The sequence below is a fragment of the Nocardioides sp. CPCC 206347 genome (genome assembly GCF_048654605.1).
GTDB lineage: Bacteria > Actinomycetota > Actinomycetes > Propionibacteriales > Nocardioidaceae > Nocardioides.
This window is the reverse complement of sequence record NZ_JBMCYZ010000001.1, coordinates 102,388-118,292: the sequence shown is the minus strand read 5'-3', so window position 1 is coordinate 118,292 and position 15,905 is coordinate 102,388. Positions and strand designations below refer to the sequence as shown.

20 protein-coding genes are annotated in these 15,905 nt (G+C 69.2%); 11 read left to right on the top strand and 9 right to left on the bottom strand.

The window, feature by feature from the left end:
- The first annotated feature begins 2 nt into the window (after positions 1 to 2).
- The 3 genes from ACOACQ_RS00615 (at position 3) to ACOACQ_RS00605 (ending at position 2,329) form a co-directional block, all read left to right on the top strand.
- Positions 3 to 1,115: a ferrochelatase gene (locus ACOACQ_RS00615; RefSeq protein ID WP_378600142.1), complete on the top strand. Its 1,113-nt coding sequence runs from the start codon at positions 3 to 5 to the stop codon at positions 1,113 to 1,115.
- The gene (locus tag ACOACQ_RS00610; protein ID WP_378600139.1) at positions 1,112 to 1,903 is read left to right on the top strand and encodes an inositol monophosphatase family protein; all 792 of its coding nucleotides are present in this window, start codon (positions 1,112 to 1,114) and stop codon (positions 1,901 to 1,903) included. The genes ACOACQ_RS00615 and ACOACQ_RS00610 overlap by 4 nt, the downstream gene beginning before the upstream one ends.
- A 135-nt stretch (positions 1,904 to 2,038) precedes the next feature.
- The gene (locus tag ACOACQ_RS00605) at positions 2,039 to 2,329 is read left to right on the top strand and encodes a DUF4193 domain-containing protein (RefSeq protein ID WP_378600136.1); all 291 of its coding nucleotides are present in this window, start codon (positions 2,039 to 2,041) and stop codon (positions 2,327 to 2,329) included.
- 45 nt (positions 2,330 to 2,374) lie between these two features.
- On the opposite strand, the gene ACOACQ_RS00600 is transcribed toward ACOACQ_RS00605, so the two are convergent.
- Positions 2,375 to 2,689, bottom strand: a complete 315-nt coding sequence (locus ACOACQ_RS00600; RefSeq protein ID WP_378600134.1) for a DUF4235 domain-containing protein — start codon at positions 2,687 to 2,689, stop codon at positions 2,375 to 2,377.
- A 10-nt stretch (positions 2,690 to 2,699) separates the two neighbouring features.
- Positions 2,700 to 3,170 (bottom strand): DUF3093 domain-containing protein, encoded by a 471-nt coding sequence (locus tag ACOACQ_RS00595; RefSeq protein ID WP_420287391.1) that lies wholly within the window; start codon positions 3,168 to 3,170, stop codon positions 2,700 to 2,702.
- A 51-nt stretch (positions 3,171 to 3,221) separates the two neighbouring features.
- Between ACOACQ_RS00595 and dut the strand changes: the two genes are divergently transcribed.
- The 4 genes from dut to ACOACQ_RS00575 are packed head-to-tail and all read left to right on the top strand — an operon-like array spanning position 3,222 to position 5,484.
- Positions 3,222 to 3,683, top strand: coding sequence for a dUTP diphosphatase (gene dut / locus ACOACQ_RS00590; RefSeq protein ID WP_378600128.1), 462 nt, complete (start codon positions 3,222 to 3,224; stop codon positions 3,681 to 3,683).
- 54 nt (positions 3,684 to 3,737) lie between these two features.
- Positions 3,738 to 4,382, top strand: coding sequence for a DUF3710 domain-containing protein (locus tag ACOACQ_RS00585; protein ID WP_378600126.1), 645 nt, complete (start codon positions 3,738 to 3,740; stop codon positions 4,380 to 4,382).
- A gap of 11 nt (positions 4,383 to 4,393) precedes the next feature.
- The gene (locus ACOACQ_RS00580; protein WP_378600123.1) at positions 4,394 to 4,756 is read left to right on the top strand and encodes an OB-fold nucleic acid binding domain-containing protein; all 363 of its coding nucleotides are present in this window, start codon (positions 4,394 to 4,396) and stop codon (positions 4,754 to 4,756) included.
- Complete coding sequence (locus tag ACOACQ_RS00575) at positions 4,753 to 5,484, top strand: DUF3159 domain-containing protein (protein WP_378600121.1); 732 nt, start codon at positions 4,753 to 4,755, stop codon at positions 5,482 to 5,484. Before ACOACQ_RS00580 ends, ACOACQ_RS00575 begins: the two co-directional genes overlap by 4 nt.
- A 41-nt stretch (positions 5,485 to 5,525) precedes the next feature.
- Here ACOACQ_RS00575 and ACOACQ_RS00570 read toward each other — a convergent pair whose 3' ends face one another.
- Both ACOACQ_RS00570 and ACOACQ_RS00565 read right to left on the bottom strand, forming a co-directional pair.
- Positions 5,526 to 6,200 carry a potassium channel family protein gene (locus tag ACOACQ_RS00570; protein WP_378600118.1) on the bottom strand — a complete coding sequence of 225 codons (675 nt, stop codon included), beginning with the start codon at positions 6,198 to 6,200 and terminating at the stop codon, positions 5,526 to 5,528.
- 13 nt (positions 6,201 to 6,213) lie between these two features.
- Positions 6,214 to 6,879, bottom strand: coding sequence for a potassium channel family protein (locus ACOACQ_RS00565; RefSeq protein WP_056710475.1), 666 nt, complete (start codon positions 6,877 to 6,879; stop codon positions 6,214 to 6,216).
- A 44-nt stretch (positions 6,880 to 6,923) separates the two neighbouring features.
- On the opposite strand from ACOACQ_RS00565, the gene ACOACQ_RS00560 reads away from it, so the two are divergent.
- Together ACOACQ_RS00560 and ACOACQ_RS00555 are read left to right on the top strand one after the other, a co-directional pair.
- Positions 6,924 to 8,972 (top strand): APC family permease, encoded by a 2,049-nt coding sequence (locus ACOACQ_RS00560; protein ID WP_378600115.1) that lies wholly within the window; start codon positions 6,924 to 6,926, stop codon positions 8,970 to 8,972.
- The gene (locus ACOACQ_RS00555) at positions 8,969 to 10,147 is read left to right on the top strand and encodes a class I SAM-dependent RNA methyltransferase (RefSeq protein ID WP_420287390.1); all 1,179 of its coding nucleotides are present in this window, start codon (positions 8,969 to 8,971) and stop codon (positions 10,145 to 10,147) included. The genes ACOACQ_RS00560 and ACOACQ_RS00555 overlap by 4 nt, the downstream gene beginning before the upstream one ends.
- Here the strand turns inward: ACOACQ_RS00555 and ACOACQ_RS00550 are convergent.
- Both ACOACQ_RS00550 and ACOACQ_RS00545 read right to left on the bottom strand, forming a co-directional pair.
- Positions 10,139 to 11,650: a class I adenylate-forming enzyme family protein gene (locus tag ACOACQ_RS00550; RefSeq protein WP_420287389.1), complete on the bottom strand. Its 1,512-nt coding sequence runs from the start codon at positions 11,648 to 11,650 to the stop codon at positions 10,139 to 10,141. The two genes, ACOACQ_RS00555 and ACOACQ_RS00550, sit on opposite strands and share 9 nt — an antisense overlap.
- Positions 11,647 to 12,570, bottom strand: a complete 924-nt coding sequence (locus ACOACQ_RS00545) for an alpha/beta hydrolase (protein WP_420287387.1) — start codon at positions 12,568 to 12,570, stop codon at positions 11,647 to 11,649. Before ACOACQ_RS00545 ends, ACOACQ_RS00550 begins: the two co-directional genes overlap by 4 nt.
- 72 nt (positions 12,571 to 12,642) lie before the next feature.
- Between ACOACQ_RS00545 and ACOACQ_RS00540 the strand changes: the two genes are divergently transcribed.
- Positions 12,643 to 13,326 carry a TetR/AcrR family transcriptional regulator gene (locus tag ACOACQ_RS00540; protein ID WP_378600106.1) on the top strand — a complete coding sequence of 228 codons (684 nt, stop codon included), beginning with the start codon at positions 12,643 to 12,645 and terminating at the stop codon, positions 13,324 to 13,326.
- 28 nt (positions 13,327 to 13,354) lie between these two features.
- On the opposite strand, the gene ACOACQ_RS00535 is transcribed toward ACOACQ_RS00540, so the two are convergent.
- Together ACOACQ_RS00535 and ACOACQ_RS00530 are read right to left on the bottom strand one after the other, a co-directional pair.
- Complete coding sequence (locus tag ACOACQ_RS00535; protein ID WP_378600103.1) at positions 13,355 to 13,780, bottom strand: hypothetical protein; 426 nt, start codon at positions 13,778 to 13,780, stop codon at positions 13,355 to 13,357.
- A gap of 28 nt (positions 13,781 to 13,808) precedes the next feature.
- A complete protein-coding gene (locus ACOACQ_RS00530) occupies positions 13,809 to 14,261 on the bottom strand; it encodes a tautomerase family protein (protein WP_378600100.1) in 453 nt (150 codons plus the stop codon).
- 90 nt (positions 14,262 to 14,351) lie between these two features.
- Here ACOACQ_RS00530 and ACOACQ_RS00525 point away from each other — a divergent pair, with 90 nt between their 5' ends.
- A complete protein-coding gene (locus ACOACQ_RS00525; RefSeq protein ID WP_420287385.1) occupies positions 14,352 to 15,236 on the top strand; it encodes an MBL fold metallo-hydrolase in 885 nt (294 codons plus the stop codon).
- 44 nt (positions 15,237 to 15,280) lie between these two features.
- Here ACOACQ_RS00525 and ACOACQ_RS00520 read toward each other — a convergent pair whose 3' ends face one another.
- The gene (locus ACOACQ_RS00520) at positions 15,281 to 15,856 is read right to left on the bottom strand and encodes a dihydrofolate reductase family protein (RefSeq protein ID WP_420287384.1); all 576 of its coding nucleotides are present in this window, start codon (positions 15,854 to 15,856) and stop codon (positions 15,281 to 15,283) included.
- Positions 15,857 to 15,905 lie beyond the last annotated feature (49 nt).

Below are 15,905 nucleotides of genomic sequence, written 5' to 3'. Positions count from 1 at the left end.
GCGTGCCGAATCCGGAGACCGATGTCCAGCGCACGACCGATCCGTACGACGCACTGCTGCTGGTGTCGTTCGGAGGGCCGGAGCGGCCCGAGGACGTCGTACCGTTCCTCGAGAACGTCACCCGGGGGCGGGGCATCCCGCGCGAGCGGCTCGAAGTGGTCGGCCAGCACTACTTCGGCTTCGGCGGGAAGTCGCCGATCAACGACCAGAACAAGGCGCTGATCGCGGCGATCGAGGCCGACCTCGCCGAGCAGGGGATCGACCTGCCGGTCTACTGGGGCAACCGCAACTGGGCGCCCTACCTCGGCGACACGGTCGCGCAGATGGCGACCGACGGGGTGCAGCGAGCGCTCTGCCTGGTCACCTCCGCCTACTCGTCGTGGTCCAGCTGCCGGCAGTACCGCGACAACATCGCGGACGCGATCGACGCAGTGCCGGACGGTCTCACGGCGCCGCGGCTGGACAAGGTGCGGGCCTACTACAACCACCCGGGCTTCGTGCAGGCGACGGTCGACGGTGTCCTGGCATCCCTGGCCGACCTGCCCGAGGACGCCCGCGACGACGCCCTGCTGCTCTTCGTGACCCACTCGATCCCGCTCACCATGAACGACAACAGTGGTCCGGGAGGACAGGGCGCCTACACGGCCCAGCACCTCGACGTCGCTGCGGTCGTGGCGCAGATGGTGGCCGAGAGCACCGGGGTCGAGCACGCCCACGAGCTGGTCTACTGCTCGCGCTCGGGCTCCCCGCACACGCCGTGGCTGGAGCCCGACGTCAACGACCGGCTGGAGGAGCTGGCCGGCGGAGCCGACACCCCGCCTGCCGTCGTGCTCATCCCCGTGGGCTTCGTCTCCGACCACATGGAAGTCGTCTACGACCTCGACACCGAGGCCCTGGCCACTGCGGAGAAGCTCGGCATCACTGCCCGGCGCTCCCCGTCGGCCGGCACCCACCCCGCGTTCGTGGGGGCGTTGCGTGACCTGGTCCTCGAACGAGCCGCCGCCGAACGCGGCGACGACGTCGCCCGCGCCGTCGTCGGCACGCGGGGACCGGTGGCTGACCACTGCCCCGTGGACTGCTGCCTCGCCGCTCCGGCGCCGGCCAGGCGGCCGTGACCTCCCCCGAGGAGCTCCTCGCCCTCGCCCTGACGGTCGGCCACCAGGCCGCCGCCCTGGTGCGGGACCACGCGAGCCGCAAGGTCGAGGTCGCCGCGACCAAGACGAGCGACATCGACGTGGTCACCGCCGCCGACCGGGCCACCGAGGAGCTGATCCGCCGGCTCATCCACCACGCCCGCCCCGATGACGCCTTCCTCGGCGAGGAGGGCGACGACGTCGCGGGCACCTCCGGCGTGCGGTGGATCGTCGACCCGATCGACGGCACCGTGAACTTCCTCTACGGCATCCCCGAGTACGCCGTCTCGATCGCCGCCGAGGTCGATGGGGAGGTCGTCGCGGGCGTCGTCATCGACGTCGCCAAGGAAGTGGTCTACACCGGCCACGTCGGGGGAGTCGCGGCGCGCAACGGGGTACCGGTCGTCGTACTACCTCCGGCGTTGCTGGCGCACCGGCTGATCGCCACCGGCTTCAACTACACCCGCCCGGTGCGCGAGGTCCAGGCCGCCGCAGCGGCCCGCCTGCTGCCCGAGGTACGTGACATCCGACGCACCGGTTCCTGCGCTCTGGACCTGTGCCGGGTGGCCGAGGGAGCCCTCGACGGGTACGTCGAGGAGGGCGTCCACGCCTGGGACCACGCCGCCGGTGGCCTGATCGCCCGGCTCGCCGGAGCAGAGACCCTGGTGACTGTCGGAGCGGCCGGAACAGAGGCCATGGTGTGTGGCCCTCGTCACGGGTTCGACGAGTTGCTGGCGGCCGTACGATCGGCGGGGTTCCTACGGGAATAGTCAGCAGCAATTGGCTGTTCTGGCGACTCGCATCCACCCGGGTATCGCAAACCGATCCCGATGGTGCACAATCTGCCGCGCTGCTCCGCACGACCAGTGCGGAAGCCGGCCTGTTGAGGGGAGAGGGGATCCGTCATGGCGACTGACTACGACGCACCACGCAAGAACGAGGACGAACAGTCCGAAGAGAGCATCGAGGAGCTCAAGGCTCGCCGCCACGACAAGAACTCCGGCAAGGTCGACGAGGACGAGACCGAGGCCGCCGAATCGTTCGAGCTTCCCGGTGCCGACCTGTCGCACGAAGAGCTCGCTGTCGAGGTCAAGCCGAAGCAGGATGACGAGTTCACCTGCATGAACTGCTTCCTCGTGCACCACCGCAGCCAGCTGGCTGACCCGAAGAAGATGATCTGCCGCGACTGCGCGTGACGCCTGACCGGACGGGGCCGTTGCGCCCCGTCCGCAGAGGCCTGTTCAGGCCTTGACGCCGGCGTCCTTGACGTCGGCATCTTTCTGGAGCGGCTTGGGCAGGTGGCCGGTCGACTTGACGTAGTAGCCGGCGGCGCGGCGCTGGGCGAGCATCTTCGCCAGGGCGACGAACGTCCCGCTCGCAGCGGCCCAGGCCACGGCCTCCCAGACGTTGACGTCGGGGTCGGCGGGGTTGACCGGCGGGTTCTTGCCGGTCGCGGCCTTCCAGCCGGTGTCGAGGCCCTTCTTCGCCACGGCCGCCGCACCGAGTGCGGAGACGAGCGAGAACGTCGACCAGATCTTCGAGCTGTCCTTTGACATGCAGCCGAGCCTACTGGCCCTGGCGGGCCAGTGAGTTGAGGGCACCGGCAAGGGCCTGCGGGTGGCGCGAGCTCACCAGCCAGTACGGCGCCGGGTCGGCCGGGTCGGTGATCTCCACCTTGACCGAGCGCTTGAGGTACGGACGGAGGAGCAGGTAGGCCCGGGCATCCGCGTCCCGACCGGACACCCGGCGGGTCTCGTCGGCATCCAGCGGCTCGGCGGCGCCGATGTACGTCGCCTCGATCCGGGCCCGGCCGGCGCGGAACGAGCCCTCGCCCACGACGAGCCGCGCGTCGCCGTACCAGAACAGGCAGACGGCGAGCAGGCCCAGCGCGACGCCGGTGATGATCCAGGGAGCGGGGCCGGGAACGGCCACGACCACGGTCAGCCACAAGGTGGCGACCAGCATCGTGCCCTGCGCCCACCAGCGCAGCGGGACGCGCAGCCGCTCGTGGTACGCCGTCCGGGCAGTCTCGCTCACGCCGAGGATGATCCCACCCGCGTGCGCGCCGCCGATCGTTAGGGTCTCCCCGTGCCCCACGACGACACCGACCTCGTGATCGCGGTCCAGCAGCTGGACCCCGACCTGCCCCTGCTCGACTACGCCCACCCGGGCGACGCCGGCGCCGACCTGTTGTCGGCCGTCGACGTGACCCTGGCGCCGGGGGAGCGGGCACTGGTGCCGACCGGGATCGCCATCGCGCTGCCCGACGGCTTCGTGGCCCTCGTCCACCCCCGATCGGGGCTGGCCGCGCGCCACGGGCTGTCGATCGTGAACACCCCGGGGACCGTCGACGCCGGGTACCGCGGCGAGATCAAGGTGCTGCTGATCAACCACGACCCGGCCGACACGATCGTCCTCAAGCGCGGGGACCGGATCGCCCAGCTGGTCATCCAGCGGTTCGAGCGAGCGCGATTCCAGGCAGTTGACGCCCTTCCCGACAGTGTTCGTGGGAGCGGAGGCTACGGTTCTACTGGAGGGTTCAGTGCGTGAGACCCGCCGGTCGAACGCACGGTCCATTCCGGTGGACCCGAAGAGGAGGACACAGTGAGGTTGCGGCGCAAGGATGCCGACGCGATCGCCGACGAGGCGACCGCTGACGACTCATCCGTGGAGGCGACGGACGAGAACGAGGCTGCAGGCCCCTACGACGTCGACGAGCTGCCCGAGGACGGGGTGGACCGGCTGGACCTGGGCTCGCTGCTCGTGGCCCCACTGGCCGACCGCGAGGTGCGGGTGCAGGTCGACGAGAAGTCCGGAACGGTGCGGGCCGTGCTGCTCGCCACCGACGCCGGTGCGCTCGAGCTGCGTGCCTTCGCCGCGCCCCGCAACGGTGACCTCTGGAGCGAGATCCGTCCCCAGATCGCTGCCGACACCGCCCGGCGCGGTGGCACGGCCACCGAGCGCGAGGGCCGCTTCGGCACCGAGCTCGTGTGCGAGGTCAAGATGACCCGCGCCGACGGCGCTGCCGGCACCCAGACCTCCCGCGTGATCGGCGTCAACGGCCCGCGGTGGCTGCTGCGGGCGACGCTGCTGGGCGACCCCGCGCGCACGCCCGATGACGCCGCGGACTGGGAGTCCGCGATCGCCCAGGTTGTCGTACGCCGTGGTGCGCACGCCATGCCCGTCGGTGAGCAACTCCCGCTGACGCTGCCCGAGGGTGCGCAGCCGAAGGCTGTCCCCGCGAGCTGAGGACGACTCCCGTGGGCACCAACAAGAGCCGGTTGCGCCGGACGATCAGCAAGTGGGCGAACCCCGAAGAGGCGGACGCCCGCGACCTGCGCAAGACCTACACCGGCGACGGCGTGGTGTGCATCGGCGATGCCCCGGACCGCGAGAAGGTCCTGCTGCGTGGCACGTTGCGGACCGTCACGCTCCGTCCGCGCGGTGGCGTGCCCGCCCTCGAGGCCGAGCTGTACGACGGCACCGGGACGGTGACCGTGATCTGGCTGGGTCGCCGGCGGATCGCTGGGATCGGCCCGGGCCGCGGCATCGAGGTCGCCGGCCGGGTCAGCACCCAGGACGGCGCGCGGATCCTCTACAACCCGCGCTACGAGCTGCTGTGAGCGCCGTACCCGACCACCTCGGGGTGGACACCGTCGAAGCGCTGGTGCGCCGCCAGCTGGCCGCCGCGCTGGGTGGCCGTCGCGGACTGGTCGAGGCCGCCGTGCCCGGCGTGGTCTTCACGGTCCTGTGGCTCACGACCAAGGAGCTCCAGTGGGCGCTGTTCGCGAGCCTCGCGGTCGCCGGCGCAGCGCTGCTGGCCCGGATCGTGCAGCGCAGCAGCCCCCAGTACGTCCTCAACGCCATCTTCGGCATCGGCATCGGCTGGGTCTTCGTCCGCTGGGCGGAGAACTCCGGCGGCTCGGAGTCAGACCAGGCGTTGGCGTTCTTCCTGCCCGGCATCCTGATCAGCCTGGGCTACACCGTCGTGCTCGGCGCGAGCTGCCTGGCGGGCTGGCCGATGCTGGGCTTCATGCTCGGCAGCGTCACCGGTGATGCGACCGCGTGGCACAAGGACAAGCAGATCGTGAAGCTGTGCAGCCGGCTCACCTGGGTGATGCTGCTGCCGGGCGCGTTCGGCGTCCTGCTGCAGGGCCCGGTGTGGCTGCTCGGCCACAACGGTGCGATCGACGCGGACCACGCCGTGGTGGCGATCCTGGTGCTGCGCACCGGTCTGGGCTGGGTGCTCCGGATCGGGTCCTGGTCGGCGATGATCTGGCTGCTGGCGCGCAACGCGACGCCGCTGGAGCAGGCCTCGGAGCCTGCCGCGGACGCCAAGGTCGTCGAGTAGCCGCCGGTGGATGAGGTGCGAGCGCAGCGAGCCTCGAAACCCTACTTCGCCGGGTGGGCCGACGGCGCGAGCATCCGCTCGAGCTCGTCCTCGGCCTCGGCCGGGACCACGAACAGCAGCTCGTCGCCCGCCTCGACCGGCTGCTCGGGAGCCGGCACGTAGACCTGTCCGTCGCGCAGGATGGTGACGAGGGCGCAGTTGTCGGGCAACGGGATCAGGCCTGCGGCCTTGCCGACGTACGGCGAGTCGGCGGGCAGCGTCATCTCGACCAGGTTGGCGTTGCCCTGGCGGAAGGTGAAGAGCCGGACCAGGTCACCGACGGTGACGGCCTCCTCGACGAGCGCGGTGATGATGCGCGGGGTCGACACGTTGACGTCGACGCCCCAGGCCTCGGTGAAGAGCCACTCGTTGTTCGGGTGGTTCACCCGACCGACCGTGCGGGGGACCCCGAACTCGGCCTTCGCGAGCAGCGAGGTGACCAGGTTGGCCTTGTCGTCACCGGTCGCGGCGATGACGACGTCGCACTTGTCGAGGCGCGCCTCCTCCAGCGAGGACAGCTCGCACGAGTCGGCGAGCAGCCACTCCGCATCCGGCACGCGTTCGGGCCGGATGGAGCTGGGCGACTTGTCGATGAGCAGCACCTCGTGACCGTTCTCGATCAGCTCGCGCGCGATCGAACGACCGACGGCACCTGCACCTGCGATGGCGACCCTCATGTGTCTGTTCTCCCTAGCCTTCGTGCTCGGGGCCGCGGCTGAGCACGTCGTAAGCGTGTTGTGCGTTCTCTTCGCGGGTCACCAGGTGGAGCATGTCGCCCTCCTGGATGACGCTCTCGCGGTCCGGGAGCATGCCCTCGCCGAGCCGGTCGATCCACGCGACACGGCAGCGGCCCTGCTCCTGGAGCTGGCCGACGCGCGCGCCGACCCAGACCTCGGTGACCGGGATGTGGTCGACGCGGACGGTGCCCGAGGGGTCACGGAAGTCCGGTTCGGCGCCGGCCGGGAGGATCCGGCGCAGCACCTGGTCGGCCGTCCACTTGACCGTCGCGACCGTCGTGATGCCGAGCCGCTGGTAGACCTCGGCGCGACCGGGGTCGTAGATCCGGGCGACGACCTGCTGGATCCCGAAGGTCTCGCGGGCGACGCGCGCCGCGATGATGTTGGAGTTGTCACCGCTGGACACCGCGGCGAACGCATCGGCGCGGCGGATGCCGGCCTTCTCCAGCACTTCCTGGTCGAACCCGATGCCGGGGATCTTGTCGCCATTGAAGCCGGGCCCGAGGCGTCGGAACGCGTCGGGCTCGGTGTCGATGATCGACACCGTGTGGTTTCTGTCCTCGAGGCTGCGCGCCAATGTCGAGCCGACGCGGCCACATCCCATGATCACGACGTGCACGGTGAGCACGCTATAGCACCGGCCATGCCCTACGGTTGTCGCTCGTGGGTGTCGGAGACGTCTCGAAGCGCATTCTGCTGGGTCGCAAGCTCCGCAGCGCACAGCTGGGGGAGACCCTTCTTCCCAAGCGCATCGCCCTTCCCGTCTTCGCGAGCGACGCGCTCTCCTCGGTGGCCTACGCCCCGGACGAGGTCTTCATCATGCTGGCGATCGCCGGTGCGACGCAGTACGTCTGGTCGTGGAAGATCGCCGTCGCCGTCGCGCTCGTGATGGCTGCGGTCATCGCGTCGTACCGCCAGACCGTGCACGCCTACCCCTCCGGTGGTGGTGACTACGAGGTGGCCACGGTCAACCTCGGTCGCACGGCGGGCATGGTCGTCGGTAGCTCGCTGCTGGTCGACTACGTCCTGACCGTGGCGGTGTCGATCTCCTCGGGAGCGCAGTACGCCGCCGCCGCGATCCCCAGCTTCCAGGAGCACGAGGCCACGGTGGCCACGGTCATGGTCGTGGCGCTGATGGCGATGAACCTGCGCGGCATCCGGGAGTCGGGCGCGTTCTTCGCCGTTCCGACGTACCTGTTCATGTTCGCCATCCTCGGCATGTGCGCCTACGGCTTCGGCGAGATGGCCTTCGGCACGCTGCCGATGGCCGAGAGCGCCGACCTCGACATCATTCCGGTCAAGGGGTGGGAGGAACCGCTCACCACCGTTGGCCTGATGATCCTGCTCGCCCGCGCCTTCTCGTCCGGCTGCGCGGCGCTCACCGGCGTCGAGGCGATCTCCAACGGCGTACCCGCCTTCAAGCGGCCCAAGTCGCAGAACGCAGCCACCACGCTGCTGCTGCTCGGGATGATCGCGATCACGATGATGATCAGCGTCATCGTCCTGGCCAAGCAGATGGGGCTGCGGTACGTCGACCCGCATCCCGAACACCTGGCCCGGCTCACCCGCAACGGCGAGCCGCTCCCGGACAACTACGACCAGCACACCGTGATCGCCCAGATCGCGCGAGCGGTCTTCCACGACTTCAGCCCGGGCTTCTACTTCGTGGTCACGGTCACCGGTGTCATCCTCGTGCTCGCGGCCAACACGGCGTTCAACGGCTTCCCGGTGCTGGGCTCGATCCTGGCCAAGGACGGCTTCGCCCCGCGTGCCTTCGGTGCCCGCGGCGACCGCCTCGCCTACAGCAACGGCATCGTGTTCCTGGCGCTGGCGTCGATCGTCCTGATCGTTGCCTTCGACGCCGAGACCACGAAGCTCATCCAGCTCTACATCGTCGGTGTGTTCGTCTCGTTCAACCTCAGCCAGCTCGGGATGATCCGGCACTGGACGCGGTTGCTCACGACCGAGACCGATCCGGCCGAGCGGCGACGCATGGTCCGGTCGCGGGTCATCAACTCCATCGGCCTGTCCTTCACGGCCGTCGTGCTGGTGGTCGTCCTGCTGACGAAGTTCCTCCAGGGCGCGTGGATCACGATCCTGGCCATGGCGTTCTTCTTCGCCGTGATGAAGGGCATCAAGGGCCACTACGACAAGGTCGCCAACGAGCTCGCGGCCGACGAGGAGGACAGCATCCTGCCCACCCGGGTGCACGCGATCGTCCTCGTCTCCAAGCTGCACAAGCCGACCCTGCGTGCCCTGGCCTTCGCGAAGGCGACCCGGCCGAATGCACTCGAGGGCGTCTACGTCTCGGTCGACCAGAAGGACACCGCGCGGTTGCTGGAGGAGTGGGACGAGCGGAACACCGGCATCCCGCTCAAGGTGCTCCACTCGCCGTACCGCGAAGTGGTCAAGCCGATCGTCGAGTACGCCGCGGCGATCCGCCGCGCGAACCCGCGCGGCGTGGTCGCGGTCTACATCCCCGAGTACGTCGTCGGCCGCTGGTGGGAGCAGTTCCTGCACAACCAGACCGCCCTGCGGCTCAAGGGCCGCCTGCTGTTCAGCCCCGGCGTCATGGTCATCTCGGTGCCCTACCAGCTGCGGTCCTCCGAGATCGCGCTCGAGCGCGAACAGCGCGAGGAGCAGCGGGTCCGTCCCGGCGACCTGCGTCGTGGTCGCGTCAGGGACCGCTCGGACCGACAGACCCGCAAGTGAGCCGGCCGCCGGCACGACGTCCGCGGGCCCGCAAGGCCCGCGGCGCCTCGGCCGTCGGACAGCGCTTCGAGGTCGAGGTCGGCCCTGTCGCGCACGGCGGGCACTGTGTCGCGCGCGTCCAGGTCGACGGCGAGGACCAGACCAGGGTCGTCTTCGTCCGGCACGCCCTGCCGGGCGAGCAGGTGGTCGTCGAGATCACCGAGGGCACCGAGGGCGACCGGTTCTGGCGTGGTGACGCGATCGAGGTGCGGACCCCGTCACCCGACCGGGTCGAGCCTCCCTGCCGGTACGCCGGCCCCGGACTCTGCGGCGGTTGCGACTTCCAGCACGTCGCGCTCGACGCGCAGCGCCGCCTCAAGGGCGACGTCGTGCGCGAGCAGCTGCGCCGCCTGGCTGGTCTCGACGTCGAGCTGACCGTCGAGGCCGTGCTCGGGGACACCGACGGGCTCGGCTGGCGCACCCGGCAGCGCTACGTCTCCCTGCCCGGCGGTGCCCGGGGCATGCGCAAGCACCGGTCCCATGACGTGATCCCGGTCGAGGAGTGCCTGCTCGCTGCACCTTCCGGACCGTCGTACGACGTCCGGGGACGCACGTTCGCAGTGGCCGACGGTGGCTTCTGGCAGGTCCACCCCGGGGCCCCCGAAGCGCTGGTGGACGCCGTGCTGACGGCCCTGGCGCCGCAGCCGGGGGAGTCGGCGCTCGACCTCTACGCGGGGGTCGGCCTGTTCAGCCGGTTCCTCCTCGACGCCGTGGGGCCCGACGGTCGGGTCGCAGCCGTCGAGGGAGACGCTGCGGCGTCGAGCCTCTCGCTCACCAACTGCCCGGGGCTGCAGGCCACGGCCGGCGACGTCGGCTCCGTGCTGGCAGGTGACCTCGGGAAGCCCTGGGACAGCGCGGACCTGGTCGTCCTCGACCCGCCTCGTGCCGGGGCGAAGCGCGCCGTCGTCGAGGAGGTCGCGCGCCGGGCGCCCCGCGCCGTCGCCTACGTCGCCTGTGATCCGGCGGCGCTCGCCCGCGACGTCGCGATCTTCGCCGAGCACGGCTACCGCCTCACGAGCGTGCGGGCCTTCGACCTGTTCCCGATGACGCACCACGTGGAGTGCGTGGCCCTGCTGGAACCGGCGGACCCGGTGGAGCCGGTCGGCGATGAGCGCTCCTCGGGCCGCTCACGTTGAACGTGGTGGAGCTGGCGGCCGCTCGGCCGTGCTCCGCAGTGCCAGCTTGTCGATCTTCCCCATCGCGTTCAAGGGCAGTTCCGACAGGACTGCGATGCTGACCGGGCGCTTGTACGGGGTCAGCCGCTCGGCACACCAGGCGTGCAGGTCGGCCTCGACAGACGTCGGCACATCTCCCGTGTTGACCGTCACGAACGCGGTGACCACTTCGCCCCACATCTGATCCGGTTGGCCGACCACGGCGACGTTGACCGTCGACGGGTGGGTGGCAAGGACGTCCTCGATCTCGCGCGGGTAGATGTTCTCGCCGCCCCGGATGATCATGTCCTTCACCCGACCGTCGATGGTGAGGTAGCCATCGGAGTCCAGGTGTCCAAGGTCGCCGGTCATCAGCCAGCCGTCCACGAGGGCCGCACGAGTCTCCTCGGGACGTCCTAGGTACCCGAGCATGATGTTCGCGCCGCTGATCGCGACCTGGCCAGTGACGCCCTGTCCGACCTCGGAGCCGTCGGCGTCGACGATCTTGATCCGTTGCCCAGGCAGCGGCAGACCAACTGTGCCGGGCTTCCGCGTGCCGTCGGCCGGGTTGATGGTGCTGGCACAGGTCCCCTCCGACAGGCCGTAGCCCTCGAGCACCGGGAACCCGAAACGCCGTTCAAAGGCCTCCAGCAACCCCGCCGGTGCAGGCGCCGCCCCGCACGCGGCGAACCTGATGGACGAAGCATCGGGCTCGCACTCCTCCGGCAGCTGCGCCAGCAAGGCGAAGATCGTCGGGACACCGCTGAAGTAGGTCGGACGGACCCGGTCGACGAGATCGAAGAAGGTGGCAGGGTCGAATCGGCCGCCAATGGCGGTGCTGCCCCCCACCAGCAACGGTACGAGCACGCTGACGACGATGCCGTTGACGTGGAACAACGGCAGGATCAGCAGGGATCGGTCCGTGCGGGATGCCCTGAGCCCCTCGGCTCCCATGGACGCCATCGCGATGAGGTTGGCGTGGGTGAGGATCACGCCCTTGGGCCGACCCGTCGTACCGCTGGTGTAGATCAGGAGAGCCATGGCTTCGTGATCGGTCACGGGTTCGTCGAGGCGGCCCCCGTCAGCTGAGACCATTGCTGTCGCTGCGATGGTGGTCGCCCCCTCGAACCGGGCCTCGCCGTGCAGGTCGACCAGCAGGACGGCGCCGGAGTCGGTCAGCTGGTACTGCGTCTCGTCGGGCAGGAGCGCGGGATTGACGGGCGTCACCGTGCAGCCGATCCGCCATGCCGCAAAGAGGAGGACGACGAAGTCGACCCCGTTGGGCAGCTGGAGGGCGACGACGTCTCCCGGCCTCGCCCCGTGGACGCGGAGGTACTCGCTCGCCTGGAGGACGCGGCGGAGGAACTCCTGGTTGTCGAGTTCGGTGTCGTCGTCGCTCACGGCCGGGCCGTGCGGATCGGCGGCGGCCCGGCGGTCTGCCAGGTTGGCCATGTGGTCGCTGAGCAGAAGGGCAGAGAAGGTCATCGCTCGTCCGCCGTTCCTGCGAGGCCGAGGTGTTCCTCGAAGAAGGCGAGCTGGTCAGCGACGAGCTGTTCGAAGGGTTCGCCGAGGTAGAAGGCGAAGTGTCCCGCGTCGTACGTCTTGACCACACCCCGCGGAGCCTGGTGTGCGTACTTCAACGTGACGTCCGCGGGGGCGACGCTGTCGGTGCTGCTGACGCAGAAGAGGATCGGTGGCGCCACCTTCCTGGCCCTCCTGCCTGGTCGGTACGAGGCCAGCCGCGGGATCACTCGGGCTCGGGTGTGATTGATGAACGTCTCCCCGGCCGGCATCAGCGCCTCGTAGCCCGGGAGCGCGTCCTCGGCAGTCATGATCGCGACGCCACCCGGCTTCGCGGCGAAGGGCAAGGTGACCGGGGCCCTCCGGGTGACTGTCGCGAGCAGGTCGCGCACCAGCAGGGACTGGAGACGGAGGGACTCTCTCGGGCCCTGGCGCAACGCTGTGGCCAGACCATCCGTGAACGGGCACTGTGCGACGGCCGCAGCCAGCTCGGGATGACGAGACGCGATCGTGATCACGTGTCCTCCGCCGAAGGATGTGCCCCAGACAGCCATGCGCTCGCTGTCCAGGTCGGTCCGCGTCCGCACATGTGCGAGGACCGCCTCCCAGTCCTGGAGCTGCTGTCGGGGGTGCAGCTCCTGGCGGTGGTCCCCGCCGCTGTCCCCGAAGTTGCGGTAGGTGAAGGCGATGCAGGCGATTCCCCGAGAGGCGAACCGCTCGGCGAAGGCGTCGAGGCGCATCTCACGGGTCGCGCCCATGCCATGACCGAGCACGACGACGGGCGGCGAGGAGACGCCCTCGGGGAGGTACAACCAGGCAGCGCAGAAGCTGTTGCCTGAGGGGATGGAGACAGTGGTGCGACGGTACGTCTGCTCGGAGGTCATTGACGAAGCCCTTCTGTGGAACGAGGTTATAGCGTTGTTATGAGTTGTTCGAAGCCATGAGAGACTGACGCCGTGAGCCCCAGCGACACCCGCGCCGCCCGACAAACGGCCCTCATCGACGCCGCGATCGGCCTGATCACCAGAGATGGCGTTGCCGGCGTGAAGGCCCGCGCAGTCGTGGACGAGGCCGAAGTCACCACGATGGCGCTCTACTCGGCCTTCGGTGGGTTGCCCGGCCTCCTCTCGGCAGTCTGCGAGGAGGGCTACGCCCGGCTCAACGGACGGTTGACAGGGCTGCCGACGACCGACGACCCGGTGGCCGATCTCTTCGCGCAGGCCCTCGAGTACCGCCGATTCGCGCTTGAGAACCCCCACCTCTACGACCTGCTCTTCGGTCTTCCCAGCGGCAATGGCATCCGCGGAGAACAGGTCGACGGAAGGGACTTGCCCGCAGGCGGCACGTCGTACGTCAACACCTTCGCCACCCTCACTCGCAGCTGTGAGCGAGCGATCTCCGCCGGTCGGGTCACCTCGCCCAGCAGTCGTGAGCTGGCCGCGCAACTGTGGGCCCTCGTCCACGGACACATCAGCCTGGAGCTGAGCGGCCACTTCGGAGAGTTCGCGGACCCGGTGGAGACGATCTTGGTCCCCCTGACCGTCGGATTCATGGTGGGACAGGGAGACGATCGCGAGGCGTCGAGCCGGGCCACGAGGAGTGCTCGCGGGTTGGCTGGCGGGTCCGCTCCGCGCGTGTAGCGGAGCGAACCCGCCGGTGTGGATCTGCTCAGGCCCTCGAACGTGCGGCCTCGAGCAGCACGTCCTCGCGACCCGCTTCCTTGACGGTCTTCACGTAGAGCGGGAACAGCTCGGCCGCGATCGGCAGCACCCTCACCAGCGCGGACTTCTTCCCCTGGACCCTGACCACGCCGCGGGTCATCGCGGCGAGCAGGTTCAGCTCGCCCTGCCAGAACAGGTTCGCCGCCTCGAGGGACATGCGGAGAGTTGCGTCCGAGGCATCGTCCAGCCCGCCCTGCCAGGCATCCTGACGCGCGGTGTCGATGATGAGGACGCTCTCCGGGTCGGAGGTGATGACCTTCAGCACCGTGTTCATGCCGTTGAGCTTCTCGACGATCGCGGCGTCGGAGCGGGCGGCGTGGAAGGTGGTGCGAACGAACTGGAACATCTCATCCGGGTTGGGCACGTTGTTCATCGGAACTCCTGTTGTCGGGTGAAGAGGATCAGGCGGTCAGGCTTGCGGCAGCGTCCTGCCAGGGAGAGGGCGCGTTCTCGTCGGCCCAGCGCCTCTCGTGGACGGACTCCGGCGGCGGTGGCACGAGTCCCTGGGTGCGCCAGAGATCGATCGGCGTCTCGTCGATGTGGATCTCCCAGTCGAAGCCACGCTCGCGCACGAAGGGCTCGAGCGTCGCCTCCATGGCCTCCATCGTCAGGTCTCGCAGCTCCGGGGTGTCGAGCTGCCGCGCGATGTGATCGATGACGACCCGCACGAAGTTGTCGGCCGGCTCGCCGCCCACCCAGATGCTGCCCTGAGGACGCTCCTCGAACACGACGACCACGTAGAACCGGGGAAGTCCGGCGAAGTCCACGTAGAGGTCGGTGATGGCGTCCGAGAAGGCCTTCTTGCTGTCCATGTCGTACGCGCCCTCGGGGGCGTAGATCTGCCACATCGGCATGTCGAAGCATCTCCTTCGTGTTGTGCGCCTTGACTAGAACAACGTTATAACAGCATTATGAATGACGCAATGACGACTACGGAGGATTCGATGAACCAAGCCAACGCAGCTCCCCGACCGCCCGTTCGCGCGACAGTCTTCGTGGGCCGGTGGCCGCGCGTTCCCTTCGAGGACATGCCGGAGGTGATGCCGTCGGGAGTCTTCTCTCCCACGACGGCCACGCTGATCAGCGGCGAGAGCGAGATCGTGCTCATTGACGCCCTCTACCTGAAGGACGACGTCCGCGACCTCGGCGACCTCATTGAGCGCACGGGCAAGACCCTGACCGCGATCTACGTGACGCACGACCATCCCGATCACTACCTGGGGGTCGGCCCCCTGCTCGAGCGGTTTCCCGGCGCGCGGTGCTTCGCCCTGCCCCAGGTGATCGAGTCGATGAAGGAGAACATGGAGATGCATGCCGACCAGTGGGACCTGCTGTTCGGTGACGCCACCATCCTCGAAGGCGTGCTTCCCGAACCGCTGCCCTCAGACCCACTGACCGTCGACGGCGTCGAACTGCGGGTCATCACGGTGAAGCAGGCCGACATCCACCCCACCTCGATCGTGCACGTGCCCGAACTCGGCCTGGTGGTCGCCGGCGACGCCGTCTACAACGAGATCCACCCCATGCTCGGCCTGTCGGGCCCCGAGGAGTGGAAGGACTGGCTCGAGACGATCGACTTCATCGAAGGGCTCGAGCCGACCATGATCGTCGCCGGACACCGTCGACCTGACGGCGACGACCACGCGGTGCGCGACATGCTCGCGCAGACACGCGCCTACATCCAGGACTTCGCCGTCGAGTTCGAGGCGAACGACACGCCCGAGGCGCTCGTCGACGCGATGGTCGCGAAGTACCCCCATCACGGGAACCTCTGGACCCTGCAGTTCTCTGCCATCACCGCGATGGCGGACATGACCCTCGGCAACTGAGCGGTGGTGCCCCCTGCTGGAACCGGCGGACCCGGCGCAACGGGTCAGCGCACGACGTCGTAGCAGAGCTTCTGCACGCCGTTGGTGTAGGTCTCGCTCTCGACCAGGGCCAGCTTCTGCCGGTCCTTGGCGGTCTCGCTCCACATCCGCTTGCCCTCGCCGAGGACCCAGGGGAACACCAGCAGGTGGTAGCGGTCGAGGAGACCGGCGTCCGCGAGACCGCGGGCCAGGCTGGCCGACCCGTGGATCGAGATCGGACCGCCGTCGGTCTCCTTGAGGGCCGCGACGTCGGCGAACGTGCGCAAGATGGTGGTGTCGCCCCAGTTGTCGACGAGGTCCTCGTCCTGCAACGTCGTCGAGACGACGTACTTGGGCATCGCGTTGTACTTCGGGAACTCGGTCGTCATCTTCGGCCATACCGGCGCGAAGGCCTGGTAGCTGACCCGGCCGAGCATGAGCGCGCTCGCCTCCTCCTGTTCCCGGGCCTTGAGCTCGTAGACCTCCTCGAGGAAGTCGATGCCCTGGAAGGTCCAGCCGCCGTTGGGGTAGTCGGCCTCCGGGCCGGGTGCCTGGACGACGCCGTCGACGGAGACGAAGGCGGTGTAGATCAGGGTGCGCATGGGGGACCTCCTGGGTCGGTTGGGGGCGCTTCCATCCTCTCCACGAAGG

Excerpts from the sequence above, each read along its gene's own strand:
- ACOACQ_RS00605 (WP_378600136.1), top strand. The coding sequence starts at position 2,039 with ATGGCGACTGACTACGACGCACCACGCAAGAACGAGGACGAACAGTCC.
- ACOACQ_RS00600 (WP_378600134.1), bottom strand. The coding sequence starts at position 2,689 with ATGTCAAAGGACAGCTCGAAGATCTGGTCGACGTTCTCGCTCGTCTCC.
- ACOACQ_RS00570 (WP_378600118.1), bottom strand. The coding sequence starts at position 6,200 with ATGAGGGTCGCCATCGCAGGTGCAGGTGCCGTCGGTCGTTCGATCGCG.
- ACOACQ_RS00550 (WP_420287389.1), bottom strand. The coding sequence starts at position 11,650 with ATGACCTTCTCTGCCCTTCTGCTCAGCGACCACATGGCCAACCTGGCA.
- ACOACQ_RS00545 (WP_420287387.1), bottom strand. The coding sequence starts at position 12,570 with ATGACCTCCGAGCAGACGTACCGTCGCACCACTGTCTCCATCCCCTCA.
- ACOACQ_RS00535 (WP_378600103.1), bottom strand. The coding sequence starts at position 13,780 with ATGAACAACGTGCCCAACCCGGATGAGATGTTCCAGTTCGTTCGCACC.
- ACOACQ_RS00530 (WP_378600100.1), bottom strand. The coding sequence starts at position 14,261 with ATGCCGATGTGGCAGATCTACGCCCCCGAGGGCGCGTACGACATGGAC.
- ACOACQ_RS00525 (WP_420287385.1), top strand. The coding sequence starts at position 14,352 with ATGAACCAAGCCAACGCAGCTCCCCGACCGCCCGTTCGCGCGACAGTC.
- ACOACQ_RS00520 (WP_420287384.1), bottom strand. The coding sequence starts at position 15,856 with ATGCGCACCCTGATCTACACCGCCTTCGTCTCCGTCGACGGCGTCGTC.